The sequence below is a fragment of the Pseudomonas sp. GNP013 genome (assembly GCF_054343995.1).
In genome coordinates this window covers 5,107,912-5,133,891 of sequence record NZ_JBTGUT010000001.1, presented here as the reverse complement: position 1 = coordinate 5,133,891, position 25,980 = coordinate 5,107,912, and the positions used below count along the sequence as shown (strand labels likewise).

At 58.7% G+C, this 25,980-nt stretch carries 26 protein-coding genes; 5 read left to right on the top strand and 21 right to left on the bottom strand.

The annotated features are described in order from the left end of the window. The first annotated feature begins 1 nt into the window (after position 1). Genes ACXX81_RS22615 through ACXX81_RS22600 form a run of 4 tightly spaced genes read left to right on the top strand, consistent with a single transcriptional unit; the run spans position 2 to position 3,297 of the window. Positions 2–1,300 carry a phosphatase PAP2/dual specificity phosphatase family protein gene (locus ACXX81_RS22615; protein ID WP_458572428.1) on the top strand — a complete coding sequence of 433 codons (1,299 nt, stop codon included), beginning with the start codon at positions 2–4 and terminating at the stop codon, positions 1,298–1,300. After that, positions 1,290–1,733: a hypothetical protein gene (locus ACXX81_RS22610; protein ID WP_231422246.1), complete on the top strand. Its 444-nt coding sequence runs from the start codon at positions 1,290–1,292 to the stop codon at positions 1,731–1,733. Before ACXX81_RS22615 ends, ACXX81_RS22610 begins: the two co-directional genes overlap by 11 nt. Positions 1,734–1,742: 9 nt before the next feature. Continuing rightward, complete coding sequence (locus tag ACXX81_RS22605; protein ID WP_209986657.1) at positions 1,743–2,363, top strand: lysophospholipid acyltransferase family protein; 621 nt, start codon at positions 1,743–1,745, stop codon at positions 2,361–2,363. Position 2,364: 1 nt separating this feature from the next. Further along, the gene (locus ACXX81_RS22600) at positions 2,365–3,297 is read left to right on the top strand and encodes a phosphatidate cytidylyltransferase (RefSeq protein ID WP_057006261.1); all 933 of its coding nucleotides are present in this window, start codon (positions 2,365–2,367) and stop codon (positions 3,295–3,297) included. A gap of 261 nt (positions 3,298–3,558) precedes the next feature. Here the strand turns inward: ACXX81_RS22600 and glmS are convergent, their stop codons facing one another. From glmS to rpmH, 21 genes are all read right to left on the bottom strand, one after another. Then, complete coding sequence (gene glmS / locus ACXX81_RS22595; RefSeq protein WP_231422244.1) at positions 3,559–5,391, bottom strand: glutamine--fructose-6-phosphate transaminase (isomerizing); 1,833 nt, start codon at positions 5,389–5,391, stop codon at positions 3,559–3,561. A gap of 10 nt (positions 5,392–5,401) precedes the next feature. Then, complete coding sequence (locus ACXX81_RS22590; protein WP_057006247.1) at positions 5,402–6,169, bottom strand: DeoR/GlpR family DNA-binding transcription regulator; 768 nt, start codon at positions 6,167–6,169, stop codon at positions 5,402–5,404. A gap of 221 nt (positions 6,170–6,390) precedes the next feature. After that, a complete protein-coding gene (gene glmU / locus ACXX81_RS22585; protein ID WP_458572427.1) occupies positions 6,391–7,758 on the bottom strand; it encodes a bifunctional UDP-N-acetylglucosamine diphosphorylase/glucosamine-1-phosphate N-acetyltransferase GlmU in 1,368 nt (455 codons plus the stop codon). A 122-nt stretch (positions 7,759–7,880) separates the two neighbouring features. Continuing rightward, positions 7,881–8,297 carry a F0F1 ATP synthase subunit epsilon gene (locus ACXX81_RS22580; protein WP_003233562.1) on the bottom strand — a complete coding sequence of 139 codons (417 nt, stop codon included), beginning with the start codon at positions 8,295–8,297 and terminating at the stop codon, positions 7,881–7,883. Positions 8,298–8,341: 44 nt separating this feature from the next. Continuing rightward, a complete protein-coding gene (gene atpD / locus ACXX81_RS22575; protein WP_003233564.1) occupies positions 8,342–9,718 on the bottom strand; it encodes a F0F1 ATP synthase subunit beta in 1,377 nt (458 codons plus the stop codon). A gap of 27 nt (positions 9,719–9,745) precedes the next feature. Continuing rightward, the gene (gene atpG, locus ACXX81_RS22570) at positions 9,746–10,606 is read right to left on the bottom strand and encodes a F0F1 ATP synthase subunit gamma (protein ID WP_003233565.1); all 861 of its coding nucleotides are present in this window, start codon (positions 10,604–10,606) and stop codon (positions 9,746–9,748) included. Positions 10,607–10,656: 50 nt separating this feature from the next. Next, complete coding sequence (atpA, locus tag ACXX81_RS22565; RefSeq protein ID WP_003233567.1) at positions 10,657–12,201, bottom strand: F0F1 ATP synthase subunit alpha; 1,545 nt, start codon at positions 12,199–12,201, stop codon at positions 10,657–10,659. Between the two features lie 21 nt (positions 12,202–12,222). Further along, on the bottom strand, positions 12,223–12,759 hold the full coding sequence (locus ACXX81_RS22560; protein WP_003233569.1) for a F0F1 ATP synthase subunit delta: 537 nt from the start codon (positions 12,757–12,759) through the stop codon (positions 12,223–12,225). 12 nt (positions 12,760–12,771) lie between these two features. Beyond that, positions 12,772–13,242 carry a F0F1 ATP synthase subunit B gene (locus ACXX81_RS22555; protein ID WP_003177066.1) on the bottom strand — a complete coding sequence of 157 codons (471 nt, stop codon included), beginning with the start codon at positions 13,240–13,242 and terminating at the stop codon, positions 12,772–12,774. A 56-nt stretch (positions 13,243–13,298) separates the two neighbouring features. After that, the gene (gene atpE, locus ACXX81_RS22550; protein ID WP_002555987.1) at positions 13,299–13,556 is read right to left on the bottom strand and encodes a F0F1 ATP synthase subunit C; all 258 of its coding nucleotides are present in this window, start codon (positions 13,554–13,556) and stop codon (positions 13,299–13,301) included. Positions 13,557–13,689: 133 nt separating this feature from the next. Then, complete coding sequence (atpB, locus tag ACXX81_RS22545) at positions 13,690–14,559, bottom strand: F0F1 ATP synthase subunit A (RefSeq protein WP_057006244.1); 870 nt, start codon at positions 14,557–14,559, stop codon at positions 13,690–13,692. Between the two features lie 16 nt (positions 14,560–14,575). Continuing rightward, positions 14,576–14,983, bottom strand: a complete 408-nt coding sequence (locus ACXX81_RS22540; protein WP_003177069.1) for a F0F1 ATP synthase subunit I — start codon at positions 14,981–14,983, stop codon at positions 14,576–14,578. Positions 14,984–15,131: 148 nt separating this feature from the next. After that, positions 15,132–16,004, bottom strand: coding sequence for a ParB/RepB/Spo0J family partition protein (locus ACXX81_RS22535; protein WP_057006243.1), 873 nt, complete (start codon positions 16,002–16,004; stop codon positions 15,132–15,134). Between the two features lie 9 nt (positions 16,005–16,013). Beyond that, positions 16,014–16,811 carry a ParA family protein gene (locus ACXX81_RS22530; RefSeq protein WP_209986665.1) on the bottom strand — a complete coding sequence of 266 codons (798 nt, stop codon included), beginning with the start codon at positions 16,809–16,811 and terminating at the stop codon, positions 16,014–16,016. An 18-nt stretch (positions 16,812–16,829) separates the two neighbouring features. Beyond that, entirely contained in the window at positions 16,830–17,474 is a 645-nt protein-coding gene (gene rsmG / locus ACXX81_RS22525) for a 16S rRNA (guanine(527)-N(7))-methyltransferase RsmG (protein WP_209986667.1), read from the bottom strand. After that, on the bottom strand, positions 17,471–19,363 hold the full coding sequence (mnmG, locus tag ACXX81_RS22520; protein WP_458572426.1) for a tRNA uridine-5-carboxymethylaminomethyl(34) synthesis enzyme MnmG: 1,893 nt from the start codon (positions 19,361–19,363) through the stop codon (positions 17,471–17,473). The genes rsmG and mnmG overlap by 4 nt, the downstream gene beginning before the upstream one ends. A 549-nt stretch (positions 19,364–19,912) precedes the next feature. Then, positions 19,913–21,283, bottom strand: a complete 1,371-nt coding sequence (gene mnmE, locus ACXX81_RS22515; protein ID WP_458572425.1) for a tRNA uridine-5-carboxymethylaminomethyl(34) synthesis GTPase MnmE — start codon at positions 21,281–21,283, stop codon at positions 19,913–19,915. Positions 21,284–21,362: 79 nt separating this feature from the next. Next, complete coding sequence (gene yidC / locus ACXX81_RS22510; RefSeq protein ID WP_209986673.1) at positions 21,363–23,045, bottom strand: membrane protein insertase YidC; 1,683 nt, start codon at positions 23,043–23,045, stop codon at positions 21,363–21,365. Positions 23,046–23,047: 2 nt separating this feature from the next. Beyond that, entirely contained in the window at positions 23,048–23,293 is a 246-nt protein-coding gene (yidD, locus tag ACXX81_RS22505; RefSeq protein ID WP_192298133.1) for a membrane protein insertion efficiency factor YidD, read from the bottom strand. Then, a complete protein-coding gene (gene rnpA, locus ACXX81_RS22500; RefSeq protein WP_197675632.1) occupies positions 23,286–23,687 on the bottom strand; it encodes a ribonuclease P protein component in 402 nt (133 codons plus the stop codon). The genes yidD and rnpA overlap by 8 nt, the downstream gene beginning before the upstream one ends. 16 nt (positions 23,688–23,703) lie before the next feature. Then, complete coding sequence (gene rpmH, locus ACXX81_RS22495) at positions 23,704–23,838, bottom strand: 50S ribosomal protein L34 (protein WP_003213577.1); 135 nt, start codon at positions 23,836–23,838, stop codon at positions 23,704–23,706. 585 nt (positions 23,839–24,423) lie between these two features. On the opposite strand from rpmH, the gene dnaA reads away from it, so the two are divergent. Next, positions 24,424–25,944: a chromosomal replication initiator protein DnaA gene (dnaA, locus tag ACXX81_RS22490; protein WP_209986676.1), complete on the top strand. Its 1,521-nt coding sequence runs from the start codon at positions 24,424–24,426 to the stop codon at positions 25,942–25,944. Positions 25,945–25,980 lie beyond the last annotated feature (36 nt).

Genomic DNA, 25,980 nt, shown 5'->3' with positions numbered 1-25,980 from the left:
CATGCGCGAACCCGGTTTATTCAAGCCAGCGCTGTTATGGCTGCTGCTGTTGGCACCGCTGTTCTTCAGCACCTACGGCTTCGCCACCTGGGTCACGGCTCAGCGCAGCGACGTGGGCACGCTGGTGTTCGGCTGGGAAACCCATATGCCGTTCTGGGCCTGGACCATCGTGCCCTACTGGTCCATCGACCTGCTTTACGGGTTCTCGCTGCTGCTGCCCAACACCCGCCATGAACTCAAGCAGCACGCGCTGCGCCTGCTGACTGCGCAGGCGATCGCCGTGAGCTGCTTTCTGATCTGGCCGTTGCGGTTTACTTTCGAACGGCCCGCGCTGGATGGCATGTTCGGCTGGCTGTTCGCGGTGCTGGCGGGGTTCGACAAACCGTTCAACCAGGCGCCGTCGCTGCACATCGCGTTACTGGTGATTCTGTGGCTCATGTTCCAGCGGCACACCCAGGGCATGTGGCGTTGGCTGGTCCATGGCTGGTTCGCCTTGATCGGTATTTCGGTGCTGACCACTTATCAACATCACTTTATTGACTTACCCACAGGCGCCCTCGCGGGATGGCTGTGTGTGTGGCTATGGCCTGTGGAGCATCCGAGTCCCCTGTTGCATAGTCGACTGGCGCGCGAGCCCAAGCGTTGGTGGTTGGCTATGCGTTATGCCGTAGGGGCCCTCGTGCTGTTCAGCCTGGCGCTGCTGTTGGGCGGTTGGTGGCTGTGGCTGGCGTGGCCCGCGGTGTCGCTGGCGTTGGTCACGTTGAATTACTGCGTGCTTGGCGCAGAGGGTTTTCAGAAGCGCGCGGATGGCCGGTTAACAGCCGCCGCACGCTGGCTGTACGCGCCGTATCTGGCCGGAGCCTGGATCAATTCACGGCTGTGGACGCGCAGGCATCCACAGGCCGATCTGATTGTGGATAACGTCTGGCTGGGCCGAATTCCCACGGCCGCTGAGCAAGGCTCGTTCAGTGCAGTGGTCGATCTGTGTGCAGAGTTGCCGATTAACCCACAGGGTCGAGCCTACCAGTGCGTCCCCGTGCTGAACCTGATCGCCCCCACGTCCGCCGAATGCCGACACGCCGCCGAGGCCATCGAACGCCTGCGCGTCAGCGGACCCTTGCTGGTGTGTTGCGCGCTGGGCTATTCGCGCAGCGCCAGCGCCGTCGCCGCGTGGCTGCTGCACAGCGGGCGCGCCGCCACGGTGGATCAGGCGCTGGCTATCATTCGTACAGCACGGGCCGAAGTGGTCCTGCACCCCGCTCACCGAGAAGCTTTGGAGGGTTTGCCCCATGCCCGCTGATATGGAACTCCAGGTCGTCGCCAGTCTGCTGCGACGTGGTCGCTCACTGGACCAGTTATCCACAGGCCTGACACTGCTGGGCGTGCTGTTCGGGCTGGCGCAAGTGCTGATGGCGAGCATTTCGCCGATCTGCCTGCTGCTCAGCCTGTGGATGGTTATCTTCGGGTTGCTGCAAAAATACTGGGCACTGCGCGTGGCCTTCGATGCCGACCTGTTCGCCCTGCTGGCTCGGGATACCGGACGCACCGCCGACCTCGACCAGGCCCTGCAAGCCCTTGGCCTGCAATCGGCCAGGCGCGCCGGACGGCCCTGGCTCGAGCGCCGCCGGGGCGCGCTGAAACTGCTGCGCAAACAAGCCTGGCTGCTGAGCGCGCAAGCGCTGCTGACCCTGGGCGTCATCCTCGCCAGCCCCTGGCTGCCTTTCGCCGGATAAGGAATTCCCATGTTCGAACCCGTGGTCGCCACGCTGATTACGTCGATGGCCCGCACCGTCACCGGCGCCCGCAGTCTGTGGCTCGGTTGCGCGCCCGTGCCGGTGCAGCGTATCTACTTCGCCAACCACAGCAGCCACGGCGACTTCGTGCTGCTGTGGGCCTCGCTGCCGCAGAACCTGCGCAAATTCACGCGCCCGGTAGCGGGCAGCGACTACTGGAACAAAAGTGCACTGCGCCGCTACATCATCAACCGCGTGTTCAACGGCGTGCTGATCGACCGCGAGCGCAAGGACCCTGTGGATAACCCCCTGACGCCCATGCTCGCCGCGCTGCAAGGCGGCGACTCGCTGATCATCTTCCCGGAAGGTACGCGCAATCTTGAGGATGGCCTGCTGCCCTTCAAGAGCGGCCTGTATCACCTGGCAAAAAGTTACCCACAGGCCGAGTTGATTCCGGTGTGGATTGCCAACCTAAACCGGGTCATGCCCAAGGGCCGCGTCCTGCCGCTGCCCCTGCTGTGCACCACCAGCTTCGGCGCCCCGCTGCAACTGGAAGACGGCGAAGACAAGGCGCTGTTTCTTGCGCGCACCCGCGACGCCCTGCTGGCCCTTGCCCCGGAGCATGTCTGACATGGATAGCCAAACCCTGATGCTGTTCGGCGGAATCGGCGCGATCCTGGTGCTGGCCTCGCTGATCGGCCTGATCCTCAAGCTGCGCACCCGTGGCACCCCGAATGCGGTAGTGGAAAACCTCAACGCGCGCATCAACGCGTGGTGGGTGATGGTGGTGGTGATCGGCATCGCCTTCTGGCTCGGCACCGCTGCCGTGATCCTGCTGTTCTACGCGGTGTCGTTCTACGCCCTGCGCGAATTTCTCACCCTCACCCCAACCCGGCGTAGCGACTACCCGGCGCTGGTGGCCGCGTTCTACCTGGCACTGCCGCTGCAATACGTACTGATCTACGCCGACTGGTACGGGCTGTTCTCGATCTTCATCCCGGTCTACGTGTTCCTGCTGCTGCCGATACTCGCCTCCCTGGGCGGCGACAGCACCCACTTCCTGGAACGCGCATCCAAGGTGCAATGGGGACTGATGATCGCGGTGTTCTGCGTATCCTTCGTGCCCGCCCTGCTCACGTTGGATATTCCCGGCTACGAAGGCCGCAACCTGCTGTTGATCGCCTACCTGGTGATCGTGGTGCAACTGTCGGATGTGCTCCAGTACGTCTGTGGGAAATTGTTCGGCAAACACAAGATAGCGCCTAACCTCTCACCCTCGAAAACCGTGGAAGGCTTTGTTGGCGGGATCCTGCTGTCCTCGCTGATCGGCGCAGCACTGTGGTGGACCACGCCGTTCAACCCGTGGCAGTCGTTCCTGATTGCGCTGCTGATCAACCTGCTGGGCTTCGCTGGCGGGATAGTGATGTCGGCGATCAAGCGCGACCGGGGTGTAAAGGATTGGGGGCACATGATCGAAGGCCACGGCGGGATGCTGGATCGGCTGGATTCGGTGTGCTTTGCGGCGCCGATTTTCTTTCATTTGGTGCGGTACTGGTGGACCTGACCTCACCGTCTCCAACTCAAACGAAGATCAAAAAATGTGGGAGTGGGCTTGCTCGCGAAGGTGGTGTATCAGTCGAAGGGTTATCCGACTGACCCACCGCCTTCGCGAGCAAGCCCGCTCCCACATTGGGTTGTGTGGTGCTTTCAGGGTTTAAGCAACGTGTGAAACCTGCGTTCCGGCCTACCTCATCCCTTTTTTATCCCGAATCCAGGCATCAGCTTCGAAGACGCACAGGTCTACGGCCTCCAGGCACGCGGCTTATTACTCCACCGTCACCGACTTGGCCAGGTTACGCGGCTGGTCAACGTCGGTGCCTTTAAGCACGGCCACGTAGTACGACAGCAACTGCAGCGGGATGGTGTAGAGGATCGGCGACAGGGTGTCGTGGATGTGCGGCATGTTGATGACGTGGGTGCCTTCGCCATTGGTCATGCCGGCTTTTTCGTCGGCGAACACGATCAGTTGGCCGCCACGGGCACGTACTTCCTGCAGGTTGGATTTGAGCTTTTCCAGCAGTTCGTTGTTCGGCGCGACGGTGACCACCGGCATGTCGTCATCCACCAGGGCCAGCGGGCCGTGCTTCAGCTCGCCGGCTGGGTAGGCTTCGGCGTGGATGTAGGAGATTTCCTTGAGCTTGAGGGAGCCTTCCATCGCCACCGGGTATTGCGCGCCACGGCCGAGGAACAGGGTGTGGTTTTTGTCGGCAAACAGCTCGGCGACTTTTTCCACGGTGCTGTCCATCGCGAGGGCTTCGCCCAGGCGGGTTGGCAGGCGGCGCAGTTCTTCTACCAGCGTGGCTTCGACGCCTTCGGCAAGGGTGCCGCGCACCTGACCCAGGGACAGGGTCAGCAGCAGCAGGCCGACCAGCTGCGTGGTGAACGCCTTGGTGGAGGCTACGCCGATTTCGCGACCGGCCTGGGTCAGCAGGGTGAGGTCGGATTCACGCACCAGGGAGCTGATGCTGACGTTGCAGATCGCCAGGCTGGCAAGGAAGCCCAGCTCTTTGGCGTTGCGCAGGGCGGCCAGGGTGTCGGCAGTTTCGCCGGACTGGGAGATGGTCACGAACAGGGTGTCGGGCTGCACCACCACCTTGCGGTAGCGGAACTCGCTGGCGACTTCGACCTGGCACGGGATGCCGGCCAGCTCTTCCAGCCAGTAACGCGCAACCATGCCGGCGTGGTAGCTGGTACCGCAGGCGACGATCTGCACGTTGCGCACCTTGGCGAACAGCTCGGCGGCTTGCGGGCCGAAGGCGTTGACCAGCACCTGGTTCTGGCTGAGGCGACCTTCGAGGGTGCGTTGCACCACGGAAGGCTGCTCGTGGATTTCCTTGAGCATGAAGTGGCGGAATTCGCCCTTGTCGGCGGCTTCGGCGCCGTCGCGGTATTGCACGGCTTCGCGCTCGACAGAGTTGCCGTCCACGTCCCAGATCGCCACGCTTTCACGACGGATGTCGGCGATATCGCCTTCTTCCAGGTACATGAAGCGGTCGGTAACCTGACGCAGGGCCAGTTGGTCGGAGGCGAGGAAGTTCTCGCCCAGACCCAGGCCGATCACCAGCGGGCTGCCGCTGCGGGCGGCGACCACGCGGTCGGGTTGGCTGGCGCTGATCACCGCCAGACCGTAGGCGCCATGCAGTTCCTTGACCGTGGCCTTGAGGGCGGTGGTCAGGTCGCTGTGGTCCTTGAGCTTGTGGTTGAGCAGGTGGGCGATGACTTCGGTGTCGGTGTCCGAGGTGAACACGTAGCCCAGGCCCTTGAGCTGTTCGCGCAGTGCTTCGTGGTTCTCGATGATGCCGTTGTGCACCACAGCGAGGTCGCCGGAGAAATGCGGGTGGGCGTTGCGCTCGCACGGCGCGCCGTGGGTGGCCCAACGGGTGTGGGCGATGCCCAGACGGCCGACCAGCGGCTCACCGGCCAGGGCCTGATCCAATTCACTGACCTTGCCGGGCCGGCGCATGCGCTCCAGCTTGCCGCCGTTGGTGAAAACCGCCACACCGGCGCTGTCATAGCCGCGGTATTCGAGGCGCTTGAGGCCTTCGATGAGGATGGCGGTAACGTTACGTTCGGCGACGGCGCCTACAATTCCACACATGGTATGTCTCCTAGATGATTGCCGCGCATATCAGCGTGATGCCGCGGGCTTGTATCTGGTCGCGGGCCTCGAGCGGCAGGCGATCATCGGTGATCAGGGTATGGACGCTGCTCCAGGGCAGCTCCAGGTTGGGAATCTTGCGGCCGATCTTGTCGGACTCGACCATTACCACCACTTCCCGGGCGACCTCGGCCATTACCCGGCTCAGCCCCAGCAGCTCGTTGAAGGTGGTGGTGCCGCGCTCCAGATCAATGCCGTCGGCACCGATGAACAACTGGTCAAAGTCATAGGAGCGCAAAACGTGCTCGGCGACCTGCCCCTGGAACGAGTCCGAGTGCGGGTCCCAGGTGCCGCCGGTCATCAACAACACCGGCTCATGTTCCAGTTCGCTCAAGGCGCGGGCGACGTGCAGGGAGTTGGTCATCACCACCAGACCCGGCTGGTGACCCAGCTCGGGGATCATCGCGGCAGTGGTGCTGCCGCTGTCGATGATGATGCGGGCGTGTTCGCGTAAACGCATTACGGCGGCACGCGCGATAGCGCGTTTGTGGGCCGAGATGGGTTGGGCTGCATCGCCGACCAGTTCCTGGGGCATGGTGATTGCGCCACCGTAACGGCGCAGCAGCAGGCCGTTACTTTCGAGGGCGGCGAGGTCCTTGCGGATGGTGACTTCCGAGGTTTCGAAACGCTTGGCCAACTCGTCCACGCTGACTTCGCCCTGCTCATTGAGCAAGGTGAGGATGTTGTGGCGACGTTGAGGGGTATTTCGTTTCGACATGGTGATGATAAGTTTCGGTTCGAAAGATAACGAAGGCAATCAAAACCTATTGGTGAAAGTTCGTCAAGTGCATTTTTGAATGCGACGACGAGACGATTGTGGGAGAGGGCTTGCTCCCGATAGCGCTGTTTCAGTCGATGCATCAGTGACTGAATGACTGCTATCGGGAGCAAGCCCCCTCCTACATTGGGTTTTATGTTGCTGTTGACACTGTGGATAACTCAGTTCTTGGGGAGTTTGACCGGGCGTTTCCAGCCATCGATGTTGCGTTGGCGGGCGCGGGCTACTGCCAGTTGGGACTTATCCACATTCTGGTTGATGGTTGAGCCCGCCGCCGTGTTGGAACCGTCGTCAATGGTGACGGGTGCGACCAGCGAGTTATTGGAGCCGATGAATACGTCCTCACCAATCGTCGTCTGGTATTTGTTGGCGCCATCGTAATTGCAGGTGATGGCGCCAGCACCAATGTTGCTGCGAGCACCGATCACAGCGTCCCCCAGGTAGGCCAGGTGGCCAGCCTTGGCATCGTCGCCCATCACGGCGTTTTTCAGCTCGACGAAGTTACCCACATGCGCCCTGGCGCCCAGCACACTGCCCGGACGTAACCGCGCAAACGGGCCTGCATCGCTGCCCTCGCCCATCACGGCGCCTTCGATATGGCTGTTGGCCTTGACCACCACGCCCTTGCGCAGGGTGCTGTCCTTGATCACGCAATTGGGCCCAATTACCACGTCGTCTTCGATGACCACACGGCCTTCGAGGATCACGTTGATGTCGATCAGCACGTCGCGGCCGACGGTGACTTTACCGCGTACATCGAAACGGGCCGGGTCGCGCAGGGTGACGCCTTGAGCCATGAGGCGGCGGCCTTCGCGCAACTGATAGTGACGCTCCAGCTCTGCCAATTGCTTGCGATCGTTGGCGCCCTGCACTTCCATCGGGTCATGGGGCTGCTCGGTGGCAACTACCAGGTTGTCGCTCACCGCCATCTCGATGACGTCGGTGAGGTAGTACTCGCCCTGGGCGTTGTTGTTGGACAGGCGGCTCATCCAGTCCGCCAGGCGATTGGCCGGCACGGCCATGATCCCGGTGTTGCCTTCGGTGATGGCGCGCTGGGCTTCGCTGGCGTCCTTGTGTTCAACGATGGCGGCGACCTTGCCGTCAGCGTTGCGCACGATGCGTCCGTAGCCGGTGGGGTCGTCCAGCTCAACGGTAAGCAGGCCCATCTGGCCAGGCACTACGTGCTTGAGCAGGCGTTGCAGGGTTTCGACTTCGATCAGCGGCACATCGCCGTAGAGGATCAGCACAGTGTCGGCGGTGATGAACGGCACTGCCTGGGCAGTGGCGTGGCCGGTGCCGAGTTGTTTGTCTTGCAACACGAAATTGAGGTCATCCGCCGCCAGGCGCTCGCGCACAGCATCGGCACCGTGGCCGATCACTACATGGATGCGTTGCGGGTCCAACTGCCGGGCACTGTGGATAACATGGCCGAGCATGGAGTTGCCCGCGACCGGATGCAGCACCTTGGGCAGGGCCGAACGCATGCGTGTGCCCTGGCCTGCGGCGAGAATGACGATTTCAAGAGACATGAATGGCTACCAATCCTGGGCGGTCCGGGTTCAGACCAGAGAAGTGTTTTGCAAAAAAAGAAAAAGGGTAGCCGAGGCTACCCTTTTTAATCAATCGCGCATAAGCATTACGGCGTGGCCGCTTACTTCCTGCGGATCTGCTGGAGCGTCCGCAGCTGGGCTGCGGCTTCGGCCAGACGGACTGCAGCAGCGCTGTAGTCGAAGTCTGCGCCTTTTTCGTTCAGCGCCTTCTCGGCAGCCTTGACGGCTTCCTGAGCGGAGGCTTCATCCAGGTCGCCAGCACGTTGCACAGTGTCGGCAAGTACTTTGACCATGTTCGGCTGAACCTCGAGGAAACCACCCGAGATGTAAAACACCTCACGTTCCCCGCCTTGCTTGGTCAGTGTGATCGGACCTGGCTTCAAGCTGGTGATCAACGGCGCGTGGCCCATGGCAATACCCAGGTCACCGAGTTCGCCGTGTGCAATCACCATTTCTACCAGACCGGAGAAGATTTCCCCTTCCGCGCTGACGATATCGCAATGGACTGTCATAGCCATCTGATTGCCTCAACCTGATGAGCGCCCGTCGCCGGGCGCCAGGATTACAGTTTCTTGGCTTTCTCGATCGCTTCTTCGATGCCGCCGACCATGTAGAACGCTTGTTCTGGCAGGTGGTCGTAGTCACCGTTGAGGATGCCTTTGAAGCCAGCAATGGTGTCTTTCAGGGAAACGTATTTACCCGAGGCACCGGTGAAGACTTCAGCCACGAAGAACGGCTGCGACAAGAAACGCTGGATCTTACGAGCACGGTTTACCAACTGCTTGTCGGTTTCCGACAGCTCGTCCATACCCAGGATCGCAATGATGTCCTTCAGTTCCTTGTAACGCTGCAGCACGTACTGAACGCCGCGAGCGGTGTCGTAGTGCTCCTGGCCGATCACGTTCGGATCCAGCTGGCGCGAAGTCGAGTCGAGTGGATCGACCGCCGGGTAGATACCCAGGGAAGCGATGTCACGGGACAGAACGACGGTGGCGTCCAAGTGGGCGAAGGTGGTGGCAGGCGACGGGTCGGTCAAGTCATCCGCAGGTACGTATACCGCCTGGATCGAGGTGATCGAACCTTCCTTGGTCGAAGTGATACGTTCCTGCAGAACGCCCATCTCTTCAGCCAGGGTCGGCTGGTAACCTACTGCCGAAGGCATACGGCCCAGCAGTGCGGATACTTCGGTACCGGCCAGGGTGTAACGGTAGATGTTGTCGACGAACAGCAGAACGTCGTTACCTTCGTCACGGAACTTCTCGGCCATGGTCAGGCCAGTCAGGGCTACGCGCAGACGGTTACCCGGCGGCTCGTTCATCTGACCGTAAACCAGTGCCACTTTGTCCAGAACGTTGGAGTCCTTCATCTCGTGGTAGAAGTCGTTACCCTCACGGGTACGCTCACCCACACCGGCGAACACGGAATAACCGCTGTGCTCGATGGCGATGTTACGGATCAGTTCCATCATGTTGACGGTCTTGCCTACACCGGCACCACCGAACAGACCGACTTTACCGCCCTTGGCGAACGGGCAAACCAGGTCGATAACCTTGATGCCGGTTTCCAGCAGGTCGTTGCCGCCCGCTTGTTCGGCGAACGAAGGTGCTGGACGGTGAATGCCCCAGCGCTCTTCGGTGTCGATCGGACCAGCTTCGTCGATTGGGTTACCCAATACGTCCATGATCCGGCCCAGGGTCGCTTTACCGACCGGTACGGAGATGGCTGCGCCAGAGTCGATAACGTCCAGACCGCGCTTCAAGCCTTCGGTGGAACCCATCGCAATGGTACGAACCACGCCGTCGCCCAGCTGCTGCTGAACTTCCAGGGTGGTTTCCGCGCCTTGTACTTTCAGCGCGTTGTAGATGCTCGGTACGCTGTCGCGTGGGAATTCCACGTCGATAACGGCGCCGATGATTTGAACGATACGTCCGCTACTCATAGCTGGATCCTCTGAATATTTGAACCGTTAAACCGCGGCAGCGCCGCCGACGATTTCCGAGATCTCTTGGGTGATCGCAGCCTGACGCGCCTTGTTGTAGATCAGCTGCAAATCGCTGATCAGATCACCGGCGTTATCGGTAGCGTTTTTCATCGCGATCATCCGCGCCGCTTGTTCAGCTGCGTTGTTCTCGACCACCGCCTGGTACACCTGCGACTCCACGTAGCGCACCATCAAGCCGTCAAGCAGCTCTTTGGCGTCCGGTTCGTAGAGGTAGTCCCAGTGGTGCTTGAGTTCCTGATCCGGAGTCGCCACCAGTGGAATCAATTGCTCCACGGTCGGCTGCTGGGTCATGGTGTTGATGAACTTGTTGGACACCACGGAGAGGCGGTCAATCCGGCCTTCCAGGTATGCATCGAGCATCACCTTCACACTGCCGATCAAATCGTTGATCGACGGCTCTTCACCCAGGTGGCTGATAGCTGCAACGACGTTACCGCCGAAGTTGCGGAAAAAGGCCGCACCCTTGCTACCCACCACACACAGATCGATCTCGACGCCGTTTTCGCGGTTTACCGCCATGTCCTTGACCAGGGCCTTGAACAGGTTGGTATTCAGACCACCGCACAAACCACGGTCACTGCTCACTACCACATAACCCACACGCTTTACGGCGCGGTCGATCATGAACGGGTGGCGGTATTCCGGGTTGGCGTTGGCCAGATGCCCAATTACCTGGCGGATACGCTCCGCATAAGGACGGCTGGCAGCCATGCGCATTTGTGCCTTGCGCATTTTGCTCACCGCCACTTTTTCCATGGCGCTGGTAATCTTTTGCGTGCTTTTGATGCTCGCAATCTTACTGCGAATCTCTTTTGCGCCTGCCATGTAACACCTATCAGGTTAGCAAGCGGGAACCTTGCGGCTCCCGCTGCGGCTTACCAGGTTTGGGTGGCCTTGAACTTCTCGATACCGGCTTTCATGCCAGCGTCGATATCGTCATTGAAGTCACCCTTCACGTTGATCTTCGCCATCAATTCGGCGTGATCGCGGTTGAAGTAAGCAATCAGCGCTTGTTCAAAGCTGCCGACCTTGGCGATTTCAACGTCGGTCAGGAACCCACGCTCAGCGGCATACAGCGACAACGCCATGTCAGCGATCGACATAGGGGCGTATTGCTTCTGCTTCATCAGCTCGGTAACGCGCTGACCATGCTCAAGTTGCTTACGGGTCGCTTCGTCCAGGTCAGACGCGAACTGGGCGAATGCCGCCAGTTCACGGTACTGAGCCAGAGCGGTACGGATACCACCGGAGAGCTTCTTGATGATCTTGGTCTGAGCGGCACCACCCACACGGGATACCGAAACACCGGCGTTCACAGCAGGACGGATCCCGGAGTTGAACATGGCCGATTCCAGGAAGATCTGACCGTCGGTGATGGAAATCACGTTGGTCGGAACGAACGCGGAAACGTCGCCAGCCTGGGTTTCGATGATCGGCAGTGCGGTCAGGGAACCGGTTTTGCCGGTCACTGCGCCGTTGGTGAACTTCTCTACGTACTCTTCGGAAACGCGGGATGCGCGCTCCAGCAGACGGGAGTGGAGATAGAACACGTCGCCTGGGTAGGCTTCACGGCCTGGTGGACGGCGCAGCAGCAGGGAAATCTGGCGGTAAGCCACTGCTTGCTTGGACAAATCGTCATAAACGATCAGCGCGTCTTCACCGCGGTCGCGGAAGAATTCACCCATGGTGCAACCGGAGTACGGTGCCAGGAATTGCAGCGCAGGAGATTCCGAAGCACTGGCAGCCACGATGATCGTGTTGGCCAGGGCGCCGTTTTCTTCCAGCTTGCGAACCACGTTGGCGATGGTCGATTGCTTCTGACCGATGGCTACGTAGACGCAGAAAATGCCGCTGTTCTTCTGGTTGATGATCGCGTCGATCGCCAGAGCGGTTTTACCGATCTGACGGTCACCGATGATCAGCTCACGCTGGCCACGGCCGACCGGGATCATGGCATCGACAGCCTTGTAGCCAGTCTGTACAGGCTGGTCTACCGACTTACGCCAGATCACGCCTGGAGCAACTTTCTCGACCGCGTCGGTCAAGGTGTTGCCCAGTGGACCTTTGCCGTCAACAGGGTTACCCAGTGCGTCGACTACGCGACCCAGCAGTTCCTTACCAACCGGAACTTCGAGGATGCGGCCTGTGCACTTGGCGCTCATGCCTTCGGCCAGACTGGTGTACGCGCCCAATACAACGGCACCTACGGAGTCTTGCTCCAGGTTGAGGGCCATACCGTAGACGCCGCCCGGAAACTCGATCATCTCGCCGTACATGACGTCGGCCAGACCGTGAATCCGCACGATGCCGTCAGATACGCTGACGACAGTGCCTTCGTTACGGGCTTGGGAGGTCACATCGAGCTTGTCGATGCGGCCCTTGATAATTTCACTTATTTCGGAAGGATTGAGTTGCTGCATTGCTCTGCTGCCCCTTCAAACTCAAGATTTCAATGCTTCGGCAAGGCTCGCGAGTTTGCCGCGAACCGAGCCATCGATAACCAGGTCGCCGGCGCGAATGACAATGCCCCCAATGAGGGACCTGTCTTCCGCAACTTGCAGGCGCACTTCCCGGTCGAGTCGTGCACTGAGAACCTTGGCGAGTTTGTCTTGCTGTTCTTGGTTCAATGCGAAAGCACTGGTGACTTCAACGTCTACCGACTTCTCTTGTTCGGCCTTGTACAGGTCGAACAGAGCGGCAATCTCCGGCAGAAGCGGGAGACGGTCGTTTTCGGCAACGACGTTGATGAAGTTCTGCACTTTCACATCAAACTTGTCGCCGCACACTTCAATAAAAGTGGCGGCCTTGTCTGCGCTCGTCAGGCGCGGGGCCTTGAGCACACGCTGCATGGTGTCATCTTGCGACACTGCTGCAGCCAGGCCGAGCATGGCTGACCAAGAGGCCAGTTGCTGGTGGGCCTGGGCGTGCTCGAAGGCTGCCTTAGCGTAAGGTCGAGCCAACGTGGTCAGTTCTGCCATGATCGCCCTCGCTTAAATTTCAGCAGCCAGTTTGTTAACCAGCTCCGCGTGCGCGTTTTGATCGATTGTGGCACCGAGGATCTTCTCCGCACCGCCGACCGCCAGAGCACCCAGTTGGGCACGCAGCGCGTCTTTGACGCCGTTCAGTTCCTGTTCGATCTCGGCATGAGCCGAAGCCTTCACACGGTCAGCTTCGACGCGGGCTTTTTCAACAGCCTCTTCGACGATCTGGTTACCGCGCTTCTTGGCTTGCTCAATGATTTCAGCTGCCTGTGCTTTAGCTTCGCGCAGTTGATGACCCACTTTCTCTTGGGCCAACTCCAGGTCGCGAGCTGCACGGCTGGCAGCGTCCAAACCATCCGCGATCTTCTTCTGACGTTCGTGCAAAGCCGCGATGACCGGAGGCCACACGAACTTCATGCAAAACACTACAAAAATGAAGAACGCAACGGATTGGCCAATCAGGGTTGCATTAATGTTCACGCCAACACCTCGCTCATTCGTTGTCCATCACTCCAATCACTCGAAAAGTCGAGTGATCAGCCAGCGAGTTGACCAACGAAGGGGTTCGCGAAGGTGAAGAACAGAGCGATACCAACGCCGATCATGGTCACGGCGTCGAGCAGGCCGGCGACGATGAACATTTTAACTTGCAGCATTGGGACCATTTCTGGCTGACGCGCTGCGCCTTCCAGGAATTTGCCGCCCAGCAGGCCGAAACCAATGGCAGTACCCAGGGCGCCCAGGCCGATCAACAGTGCAACAGCGATAGCGGTTAGACCAACTACAGTTTCCATCTTTCCTCCCGACTTTTACGTCGTATGGTTTAGGTTTTTTAGATTTTAAAGCGGTAAAACAAATCGTTTCATAGCCCCTGGGGGCCACCTTCCCGTTTAACCGGGAAGGACATCAGACTGGCCGAGGCTGGTCTTAATGGTTCTCTTCGTGCGCCATCGACAGATAGACGATGGTCAGCATCATGAAGATAAACGCCTGCAGGGTAATGATCAGGATGTGGAACACAGCCCACGCCCACTGCAGAACAACGCCCAGGCCGCTAAGCCAGAGCAGACCACTGCCGAACATCACAGCGATCAGAATGAACACCAACTCGCCGGCATACATGTTGCCGAACAGTCGCAGCGCCAGGGAAATCGGCTTGGCGATCAGGGTGACGAATTCCAGCAGGAAGTTCACCGGGATCAGCAGGGCTTGAACGAAGATGTTCTTGCTGCCGAACGGGTGCAGGGTCAGCTCGCCGATGAAGCCGCCGATGCCCTTGACCTTGATGCTGTAGAAAATGATCAACGCGAACACCGACAGGGCCATGCCCAGGGTAGCGTTCGGGTCTGTGGTGGAAACGGCGCGGAATGGAATGTGCGCATCACCGGTGATCAGGATGGCCAACTGAGGAATCCAGTCGACCGGGATCAGGTCGATGGCGTTCATCAGGAACACCCACACGAAGATGGTCAGCGCCAACGGTGCAATCACCGGGCTACGGCCATGGAAGCTGTCTTTCACGCTGCCATCGACGAACTGGACCAATACTTCAACGAAGTTCTGCAAGGCACCTGGCTGACCGGAAGTCGCCTTTTTTGCCGCCATGCGGAAAATCAGGACAAAGATCAGACCCAGTGCGACCGACCAGCCGAGCGTATCGACGTGGAAAGCCCAGAAACCCATCTCTTTGGCTTCTGCTGCGGTGTGGGCGAAGCCCCAGCCGCCGTTGGGAAGCTGACCGAAGGTCAGGTTCTGCAAGTGGTGCTGGATATAGCCCGAAGCGGTTGTTTCTGCCATGGTTGCCTCAAACGCCCTAAGGTTTCGAAAGTCTTGTTTTCATTAGCAGGGGAGCGAACCAGCTGACCAGTTGGGTCAACACGAAGACGCCGAATACAGCCAGCGGCGCCAATGGCTTCACACCTGCAAAGGTCAGTGCGAACAGCACTGCCGTCAAAATCAGTTTGCCCGCCTCGCCGGCATAAAAGGACCGGACGATAGCCTGGGCTGCTCGGGCGCCGGAAAACCGAAAGGCCCTGTGAGCAAAATACATATTGGGCAGCAAGGCTATCAGGCCTCCGCAAAGTCCTGAATACCCGGCTACGACTCCATGCCCATACCAAAGCGCCAATGCGGCGATCAGCAGGATGACAAATTGAGCCAATAAAACCGGAAAAACGGCCAAGCGATGGAACGGCAACGTGTTTGGCGTGCGGGTTTCCATCACTCTTGCTCCTCAATGGTCGGCTGCCGCAAATCAATAACTTGGCATAATTTGTGCCGACAAAATGCGCGCAGAGTATAGGGGCGGTTCTGCCCCTATTCAACTGCCGGGTAGTGATTTCCGATCACACGCTACATGAGTAAATGTTTCAGCGAATGTGGGCAAGGACGCCTTGAAGCTCATCGAGCGAGTTATATCCTATAACCAATTGCCCTTTGCCCTTCTTGCCATGTCGAATCTGTACCGCAGAGCCCAGGCGCTCGGCCAGGCGCTGCTCGAGCCGCGCGATATCCGGGTCGGCCTTCGGCGTCTCGACCGGTGCCGGTTTGCCGCTGAGCCATTGGCGAACCAGGGCTTCGGTCTGACGCACCGTCAGGCCTCGTGCGACAACGTGTCGCGCCCCTTCAACCTGTTGATTTTCCGGCAAACCGAGCAAGGCACGGGCATGACCCATTTCCAGGTCGCCGTGAGACAGCATGGTCTTGATCACTTCCGGCAGCGCAATCAGGCGCAACAGGTTGGACACGGTCACGCGGGATTTACCCACTGCCTCGGCCACTTGCTGCTGGGTCAGCTGGAACTCCTGCTGCAAACGCTGCAAGGCGATCGCTTCTTCGATCGGATTGAGGTCTTCACGCTGGATGTTCTCGATCAATGCCATGGCGATGGCGGTTTCATCCGGCACATCGCGCACCATCGCCGGGATGGTGTCCTTGCCGGCCTGCTGGCTGGCACGCCAGCGACGTTCGCCGGCGATGATTTCAAAGCGGCCGCCGCCAATCGGGCGCACCACGATCGGCTGCATCACACCCTGGGCCTTGATCGAGTTCGCCAGTTCTTCCAGCGCCTGCGGGTCCATGTCGCGCCGTGGCTGATATTTGCCGCGCTGGATCAGGTCCAGGGGCAGGTGCTGCAGCTCACGCTCGTCGGCCTGCACCGCTTGTTCTTCAAGCGATGTGACGGTCGGACCACTCAGGAGTGCATCCAGTCCACGTCCGAGACCTCGTTTCTTGACGGCCATGGGGATTCCTTAAGTTGGCTGGGCAACAGCGGTGCGTGGGTTGCGGCGTTGACGGCGGACCATCTCGCCGGCCAGGGCCAGGTAGGCAATGGCACCGCGCGATGATTTGTCATACGCCAGCGCCGGCATGCCGTAGCTAGGGGCTTCGGCCAAGCGGATGTTACGCGGGATCACCGTGTCGTACAGCTGCTCGCCAAAGTGTTCCTTGAGCTGGGCCGACACATCGTTCATCAGGCTCAGGCGCGGGTCGAACATGGTGCGCAGCAGCCCTTCGATCTGCAGGTTTGGATTGAGCAACTCGGCGATACGCTTGATGTTATCCACAAGGTCGCTCAATCCTTCCAGCGCGTAGTACTCGCACTGCATGGGGATAATCACCCCGTCAGCCGCCACCAGCGCGTTGAGCGTGAGCATCGACAGCGACGGTGGGCAGTCGATCAGAATGTAATCGTAGTTCTCGCGAATCGGCGCCAGGGCGCTGCGCAGACGGCTTTCTTTCATCTGCATTTCCAGCAGCACCACTTCCGCTGCGGTCAAATCGCGGTTGGCCGGCAGCAGTTGATAACCGCCGTGCTCGGAATAGTGCATGGCCTGGGTCAAGTCACACTCGCCAATCAGCAAGTCGTAGACCGAGTTTTCCAGGCCGTGTTTATCCACACCGCTACCCATGGTGGCGTTGCCCTGTGGATCGAGATCGATCAACAGCACGCGGCGCTTGGTCGCGACCAGCGATGCTGCGAGGTTGATGCAGGTGGTGGTCTTACCCACGCCACCTTTCTGGTTCGCTATCGCGAATACCTTAGCCATTCTTGCTTGTGTTCCCAATCATGCCGTGCGGCGCAGTATCAGCAGATGGCGTTGGCCTTGGCAACCGGGTACGGCCAGGGCGTGTTCGCTATCGAGGTGGAAGTCCGCCGGCAATGCTAACAGCTCATCGCTTGGATGGACGCCCTTCATTGCCAGCCAGCGCGTATCGAGGTCGCCCAAATGGCGGGTCCAGTTGCTGAAGTTCTCCATGCTGCTGAATGCCCGGGAAACAATTCCGTTGAATGGCTGTTCAGGCGTGAAGGCTTCGACGCGGCTGTGGATAACCTGCAGGTTATCCAGCTTGAGTTCGAGTTTGACCTGGGTGAGGAAGCGGGTCTTCTTGCCATTGCTGTCCAGGCAGGTGACCTGCGACTCGGGAAACAGGATGGCCAGCGGAATGCCTGGCATACCGCCGCCACTGCCTACATCGAGCCAGCGCCCATTCTTGATGAATGGCATCACACTCAGACTGTCGAGCAAATGACGCGAGACCATTTCGTCAGGATCACGTACTGCCGTGAGGTTGTACGCCTTGTTCCATTTGATCAACAGGGCCAGGTAGCCCAGCAGCAAGTCGTGCTGGGCCGGGGTCAGGTCAACGCCCAACTGGCGAGCACCTGTGGATAACTCTTCGGCGTGTTGCGAGGTGACCAACGAACTCAAGCGCTTTGCTCCAACTGACGGCCCGCGCCGCGTTTTTTCAAATGAATCATCAACAGCGAAATGGCTGCCGGGGTGACACCGGGAATGCGTGACGCCTGGCCGAGGGTTTCCGGCCGAGTTATCCCCAGTTTGCCTTGAATTTCCTTGGACAGCCCGGAAATCCCGGTGTAGTCGATATCCACAGGCAGTCTGGTGTTCTCACTGGCGCGCAGACGAGCGATCTCGTCCTGCTGACGATCGATGTAACCGGCGTACTTGGTCTTGATCTCGACCTGCTCGGCAACCTGCGGATCTTCTGCGCCCTGGCCGGTCACTTCGACCAGGCCGGCGTAGTCGATTTCCGGACGTGACAGCAGGTTGAGCAAGTTGTATTCGTGGGTCAAAGGCGTGCCGAATTTTTCGGCGATCGCATCGCCCTGCTCGGTACCCGGGCGAACCCAGGTGCTTTTCAGCCGTTGTTCTTCGAGCGCGATGCTTTCGCGTTTCTTGCAGAACGCGACCCAACGCGCATCATCGACCAGGCCCAGCTCGCGGCCTTTCTCGGTCAGGCGCAGATCTGCGTTGTCTTCACGCAGGATCAGGCGGTATTCGGCCCGAGAAGTAAACATCCGGTACGGTTCCTGGGTGCCCAGGGTAATCAGGTCGTCAACCAGCACGCCGATATACGCCTCATCGCGACGCGGGCACCAGCTGTCTTTGCCCTGTGCACGCAGCGCAGCGTTGGTCCCTGCCAGCAAACCCTGGGCGCCGGCTTCTTCGTAACCGGTGGTGCCGTTGATTTGCCCGGCGAAAAACAGCCCGCCGATCACTTTGGTTTCCAGGCTGTATTTCAAATCGCGCGGGTCGAAGTAGTCGTACTCGATGGCGTAGCCGGGGCGCACGATGTGCGCGTTCTCCATGCCGCGAATCGACTGCACGATCTGGATTTGCACATCGAACGGCAGGGAAGTGGAAATCCCGTTGGGGTACAGCTCGTGTGTGGTCAAGCCTTCGGGCTCGATGAAGACCTGGTGGCTTTCCTTGTCGGCAAAGCGGTGGATCTTGTCTTCGATCGACGGGCAATACCGCGGACCGATGCCTTCGATCACACCGGAGTACATCGGCGAGCGATCAAGGTTGGCTGCGATGATTTCGTGGGTGCGCGCATTGGTGTGAGTGATCCAGCAGCTCACCTGCTTGGGGTGCTGCTCCTTGGAGCCCATGAACGACATCACCGGAATCGGTGTATCGCCAGCCTGTTCGGTCATCACCGAGAAATCCACGGAGCGCCCGTCGATACGCGGCGGGGTTCCGGTTTTAAGGCGACCGACCCGCAGCGGCAATTCACGCAGGCGTTTTGCCAGGGCAATCGAGGGAGGATCACCCGCGCGTCCACCGGAATAGTTCTGCATACCGATGTGGATAAGTCCGCCGAGGAACGTCCCGGTGGTCAGCACCACGGACTCTGCGAAGAAACGCAGGCCCATTTGGGTGACAACCCCTTTCACCACGTCCTGCTCGACGATCAGGTCATCGGCGGCCTGTTGAAATATCCACAGGTTCGGCTGGTTTTCCAGGGTTTCACGTACTGCCGCCTTGTACAGGATGCGGTCAGCTTGTGCCCGGGTGGCACGCACGGCAGGGCCCTTGCGGCTGTTGAGCACGCGAAATTGAATACCACCCTTGTCGGTAGCCATGGCCATGACGCCACCCAGGGCATCGATTTCCTTGACCAGATGGCTTTTGCCAATCCCGCCAATGGCGGGGTTGCAACTCATGGCGCCGAGGGTTTCCACGTTGTGCGTGAGCAGCAGGGTTTTAACACCCATGCGTGCTGACGCCAGTGCTGCCTCGGTACCGGCATGACCGCCGCCGATGACGATCACTTCAAAACGGGAAGGGAAATCCACCACGCACCTCGTGCCTGCTTATGTAGGTAATCAGGAATTGTTGGTTGAAAGAGTTTTTGAGCTTGGCGGCAAGTATAGGGACTTAGCCTTCCCTAAAGAACCCTTTGCACAAAATTTAACCAGCTGTGGATGAATCACGGACAATAGAAATTAAAAGAGAGAAATTTATTAAATCTTTGTTTTTATGTTTATTTCTACTGAGCATGTTTTCTGTGGATAGATCTCTACAGCCCTTTATTCACTTTGTGTACAGCGATTCAAAAGTCTGTGGTCAGGTGCCAATGAGGCCCTTGGATAACTGCGCTAAGCCTGTGGATTAAACAGCTGGTTATCCACAGCCGCCTTTATATGCAGTTTTTGAGCCCTGTTATCAACTGGGCACAGGTAGGGTTATTCACAGGGCTTAATCCACAGAAAAGCAGCGCAAAGCGCAAATAGCGCCCACGAAAATGCCGTGCCTATCGATAGAAATTCAGGTTTTGAGATGGAGTGCTCTGAAACGAGCGCAGCAGACAGGCACGAATGGCCTGTCTGGAATCGGCGTAAGGTTTATTTACCGATGCAGAAGCTGGAGAAAATCCGTCCGAGTAAGTCATCGGAGCTGAACGCGCCGGTGATCTCACCCAACAGCTGCTGCGCTTGACGCAAATCCTCCGCCAATAGCTCACCGGCGCCCGCCAGGGTCAGCTGTGCCCGGCCGTGCTCCAACGCCGCGCTGGCATGGCGCAGCGCCTCCAGGTGCCTGCGGCGAGCGCTGAAGCTGCTTTCCGAGGTCTGTTCGTAGCCCATGCAGGCTTTGAGGTGGTCACGTAGCAGTTCCAGCCCCTCACCCGCTGATTTCGCACTCAGGCTGATCGTGACGTGGCCATCCTCGCTGGTCTCCATTGCGATGGCTTCGCCCGTGAGGTCTGCCTTGTTCCGGATCAAGGTGACCTTGGCTGGGTCCGGTCGTTGTTCGAGGAACTCGGGCCACAAGGCAAAAGGATCCACAGCTTCCGGCGCCGTGGCGTCCACGACCAGCAGCACGCGATCCGCTTCGCCGATTGCCTTGAGCGCCCGTTCCACACCAATTTTTTCCACCTGGTCGTCGGTGTCGCGCAGCCCGGCGGTGTCAACCACGTGTAATGGCATGCCATCGATGTGGATATGTTCGCGCAGAATATCCCGCGTAGTGCCGGCAATCTCGGTAACGATGGCAGCTTCACGCCCTGCAAGTGCATTGAGCAGGCTCGACTTGCCGGCATTCGGGCGCCCGGCAATTACCACCGTCATGCCATCGCGCAGCAAGGCGCCCTGCCCCGCTTCGCGCATTACTGTGGATAACTCGTCACGAACCTTATCGAGCATCGCTAGAACATGGCCGTCGGCAAGGAAGTCGATTTCTTCTTCCGGGAAATCAATTGCTGCTTCAACGTAGATACGCAGGCTGATCAGTTGCTCAGTCAAGTTATGCACGCGCAGCGAGAAAGCACCCTGCAACGAGCGCAAAGCGTTCCGGGCAGCTTGTGCGGAACTGGCCTCGATCAGGTCGGCAATCGCTTCAGCCTGGGCCAAGTCTAGTTTGTCGTTGAGAAAGGCACGTTCGCTGAACTCGCCCGGGCGAGCCAGACGACAACCCAGCTGCAGGCAACGTTGCAACAGCATATCCAGTACCACCGGACCGCCGTGTCCCTGCAGCTCCAGGACATCTTCACCGGTGAATGAGTTGGGCCCCGGGAAATAGAGGGCAAGGCCTTCATCCAGCACGCTGTTGTCGGCGTCGAGGAAGGGACCGTAATGGGCATAGCGTGGCTTCAGCTCGCGGCCGCTGATTGCCTGTGCCGCCCTGCCGGCGAGCGGCCCGGAAATTCGAACGATACCGACACCGCCGCGACCTTGAGCGGTCGCAACGGCAGCGATGGTTTCACGAGGTGCGCTCATCAGCAGGTTCCAGAACAAAAATGACGGAAAGCAAAACGCCCCACTAGGGGGCGTCTTGAGTGGTTACCCACACAGTAAATTACGCTTCGGCTTTTTTGGTAGCCGCTTCGATTTTACGCGTGATGTACCACTGTTGAGAGATCGACAACACGTTGTTGACCACCCAGTACAGCACCAGACCAGCTGGGAACCAGAGGAAGAAGAAGGTGAAGATGATAGGCATCATTTTCATTACCTTCGCCTGCATCGGGTCCGGCGGAGTCGGGTTCAAGCGCTGCTGGATAAACATGGTCGCGCCCATGATGATCGGCAGGATAAAGAACGGGTCCTTGATCGACAGGTCAGTTATCCACAGCATGAACGGCGCCTGGCGCATTTCGACGCTTTCCAGGAGTACCCAATACAGCGACAGGAATACAGGCATCTGCACCAGAATCGGCAAGCATCCACCCAGCGGGTTGATCTTCTCTTTCTTGTACAGCTCCATCATGGCCTGCGACATTTTCTGCCGGTCATCACCATGTTGCTCTTTCAGAGCAGCCAGCTTCGGCGCCACGGCACGCATGCGCGCCATCGACTTGTAGCTGGCGGCCGACAGAGGGAAGAAAATCCCTTTGATCAGCATGGTCAGGAAGATGATCGAGAAGCCCCAGTTACCCACAATGCTGTGGATATGTTGCAGCAGCCAGAAGATTGGCTGAGCAATGAACCACAGAATGCCGTAGTCCACGGTCAGTTCCAGACCTGGGGACAACTCTTTGAGCACTGCCTGGCTTTTCGGACCGGCGTACAGGGTAGCGCTGGTTTCAGCCTTGGCACCTGGCGCTACGGTCAACGCCGGGCCGGTAAAACCAATGATGTAATTACCCTGGCTGTCCTTACGCGTCTGAACCAGATTGGCTTCAGCCTTGTTCGGAATCCAGGCGGTCACGAAGTAGTGTTGCAGCCAGGCTACCCAGCCACCCTGAACATTTTCTTTCAGTGCGCCCTTGTCGATATCTTTCATCGACACTTTTTTGTACGGCTCGCCACTTGTCCACAGGGCTGCGCCCAGGTAAGTCGCGGTGCCGGTGGCGGTGCTGGAAGAAGGATCGGAGCTGCCATCACGCTTGAGCTGGGCAAACAGGTTGCCGGTCCACGGTTTGGCACTTTCGTTGTCGATCAGGTAAGTGACCTTCAAGTCGTACAGGCCGCGGGTAAAGCTGAAGCGCTTGATGTAGTTGACGCCATCGAGGCTGAATTTCAGGTCGACATTCAACTGATTCTGGCCATCGGCCAGTTGATAACTCTTCTGTTCGGTCGAATAAACCGGACGACCGGTAGCACGTGCATCCGGACCATTGGTGCCGGTCAGGCCGCTTTGTGCCAGATACGTGCGCTCACCACCGTTATCGAACAGTTGGAACGGCACATCCGGATGGTCCTGGCGACGTGGATACAGCGGCAGTTTCAACTGCGCGATATCACCACCTTGTGGATCGATAGCCAGGTCGAGCACATCCGTTTTCACGTGGATGAGGTCTTTGTTGGTGACCACTGGCGTTTCAAGAGGTGCGGCAGTCTCGCCATTCGCGCTGGGAACATCGGCACTCGCGGACGCATTGTTACCCAGCGGGGTGTCCGGAATAGCCGGCGCAGCCTGATTGGTAGCAACATTCTGAGTCGGCAGGGCAGCCTGGCCATAGTCCTGGTTCCACTTAAGGACCATGACGTAGGACACGATTGCCAGGGCGACGATCAGGATCGTGCGTTTAATATCCATGATTACTCGGCCATCGAAGAAGAACGGGAGGTAGGGATAGGTGGAACCGGGTCATAACCACCGGCATTCCACGGATGACAGCGACCTAAACGACGAAAGGTCAGCCAGCCACCGCGCAGAAGACCATGATTTTCTATGGCCTCTAACGCGTAGCAGGAACAGCTGGGGTAGAAACGACAGTGGTTGGCCATCAGAGGACTAATGGCATAGCGGTAAAACTGGATCGGAACGATGGCCAGTTTACGCATCAAGGCTGTCTACCCCTACAGTTTCGACGACTGCTGGTGCTGGTTTGTGGGTACGCGCCAGACGCTTCCATAGCTTGCCGAAATGCTGAATCAATTCGGGGTTTTCTACATCCCCCAAGCCTTTGCGCGCGACGATAACAATATCCCAACCAACCAGAGTGTCCTGGTGGAGGCGAAACGATTCGCGCATCAGACGCTTGAGGCGATTGCGCTCAACGGAGAGCTTTACGCTCTTCTTGCCGATCACCAACCCGAGACGTGGGTGATCAAGATCGTTGTTACGCGCAAGGAGCAGGAGATTTTTCCCCGGAACCTTGCCGGTGGGGGAGTCAAAGACTGCCTTGAAGTGCCGGGGGGTAAGCAGACGCTTTTCCCGACTGAAGTCCTGACTCACCACCAGTACCGGATTATCAAACTGCCAGACGCGCACGACCTTTAGCGCGGCGACGCGACAGGACAGCACGGCCGTTCTTGGTAGCCATGCGAGCACGGAAACCGTGAGTGCGGGCGCGTTTGATGGTGCTTGGTTGGAAAGTACGTTTCATGGCGTTGTTACCTGGTTCGTCCACAACGGGCCGGAATGGCCCCCGTTTTAAGAGACCGGCGATTCTAGAGAAAGCAAGGCTCTAGGTCAATTTCCAACCAGCTTTTCCTTTAATTAGATCTCGTCAGCCCGTTTGGGCTTTTCCGTGTGAGTGGCGTCGACGAGCAGTGGCATAGATATAAATATAAAGAAGGAAGTTATTTAAAGCTTTTCTGTAAAGCTTATAAAAGCTAGGCGGGCGTCTATCTGTGGATAACTGCCCCAAGCCCATATTTCACGTGATGTACAGAGGATGACAACTACAGGGGAAAACGGTGTCCTTCCTGTGCTGCGCTGTCGGATAAGCTGTGGGTGGAACACGGTTTTATCCACAGGCCAGTTACCCACAGACTTTCACCCCCACTTGTACAACGGGCTCACGGGCGCTTATCCACAGAGCTTATGCACAGACCATCTGTCTTCTTTTTTACAGATAACGCGTTGATTTTGGGTCGTCTGTGAGCAACCTACATGTGGATAAGTGGGCGGCTGGCCGCTACAATGGCGGCTGTTTTTGCCTCACCGGCTTTCAACTTAGGGGATATCCGTGTCAGTGGAACTTTGGCAGCAGTGCGTAGAGCTTTTGCGCGAAGAGCTGCCTGCCCAGCAATTCAACACCTGGATCCGTCCACTACAGGTCGAAGCCGAAGGCGACGAGTTGCGTGTCTATGCGCCTAATCGTTTTGTTCTCGACTGGGTCAACGAAAAGTACCTGGGCCGTGTGCTCGAGTTGCTCGACGAACACGGCAACGGTATCGCGCCCGTGCTCTCCTTATTGATAGGCAGCAAACGCAGCTCTGTACCTCGTGCTGCACCGAATGCTCCGCTCGCGGCGAGTGCTTCGCAGGCTCAGGCCGCTGCGGCCCCTGTTAATAACTTGGCGGCACCGGTTGCGCAGGCGGCTTCAAAACCCGCGTCGCAGAAAAACGCGCCCATAAATGAAGAGCCGTCTCGCGACAGCTTCGACCCGATGGCTGGCGCCGCTTCCCAGCAAGCGCCGGTACGTGCCGAACAGCGCACGGTGCAGGTCGAAGGTGCGCTCAAGCACACCAGCTACCTCAACCGTACCTTCACCTTCGAGAACTTCGTTGAAGGCAAGTCCAACCAGTTGGCCCGCGCGGCCGCCTGGCAGGTCGCGGATAATCCCAAGCACGGCTATAACCCGCTTTTTCTGTATGGCGGGGTTGGTTTGGGTAAGACCCACTTGATGCATGCAGTGGGCAACCATCTGTTAAAGAAGAACCCGAATGCCAAGGTTGTATACCTGCACTCGGAGCGCTTCGTGGCCGACATGGTCAAGGCTTTGCAGCTCAATGCAATCAACGAGTTCAAGCGCTTCTATCGCTCCGTTGACGCTTTGCTGATCGATGACATTCAATTCTTTGCGCGCAAGGAACGTTCTCAGGAAGAGTTTTTCCATACCTTCAACGCCCTGCTCGAAGGCGGTCAGCAGGTCATCCTGACCAGCGACCGTTATCCGAAGGAGATCGAAGGTCTGGAAGAACGCTTGAAGTCGCGATTCGGCTGGGGCCTGACCGTTGCAGTTGAGCCGCCGGAGCTGGAAACCCGTGTGGCGATCCTGATGAAAAAGGCCGATCAGGCAAAAGTTGATCTACCCCACGATGCGGCCTTCTTCATCGCCCAGCGTATCCGCTCCAACGTGCGTGAACTCGAAGGCGCGCTCAAGCGGGTCATCGCGCACTCGCACTTCATGGGCCGCGATATCACCATCGAGCTGATCCGCGAGTCCCTGAAAGACCTGTTGGCATTGCAGGACAAACTGGTGAGTGTGGATAACATTCAGCGCACTGTGGCCGAGTACTACAAGATCAAGATTTCCGACCTGCTGTCCAAGCGCCGTTCGCGCTCTGTGGCGCGCCCGCGTCAGGTGGCCATGGCCCTCTCCAAGGAGTTGACCAACCACAGCCTGCCGGAAATCGGTGATGTGTTTGGCGGTCGCGACCACACGACCGTCCTGCACGCCTGCCGAAAGATCAATGAACTTAAGGAATCCGACGCGGATATTCGCGAGGACTACAAGAACCTGCTGCGTACGCTCACGACGTGATGTCACCAGCGCAGCTTATTAAGGCAAGGGACTAGA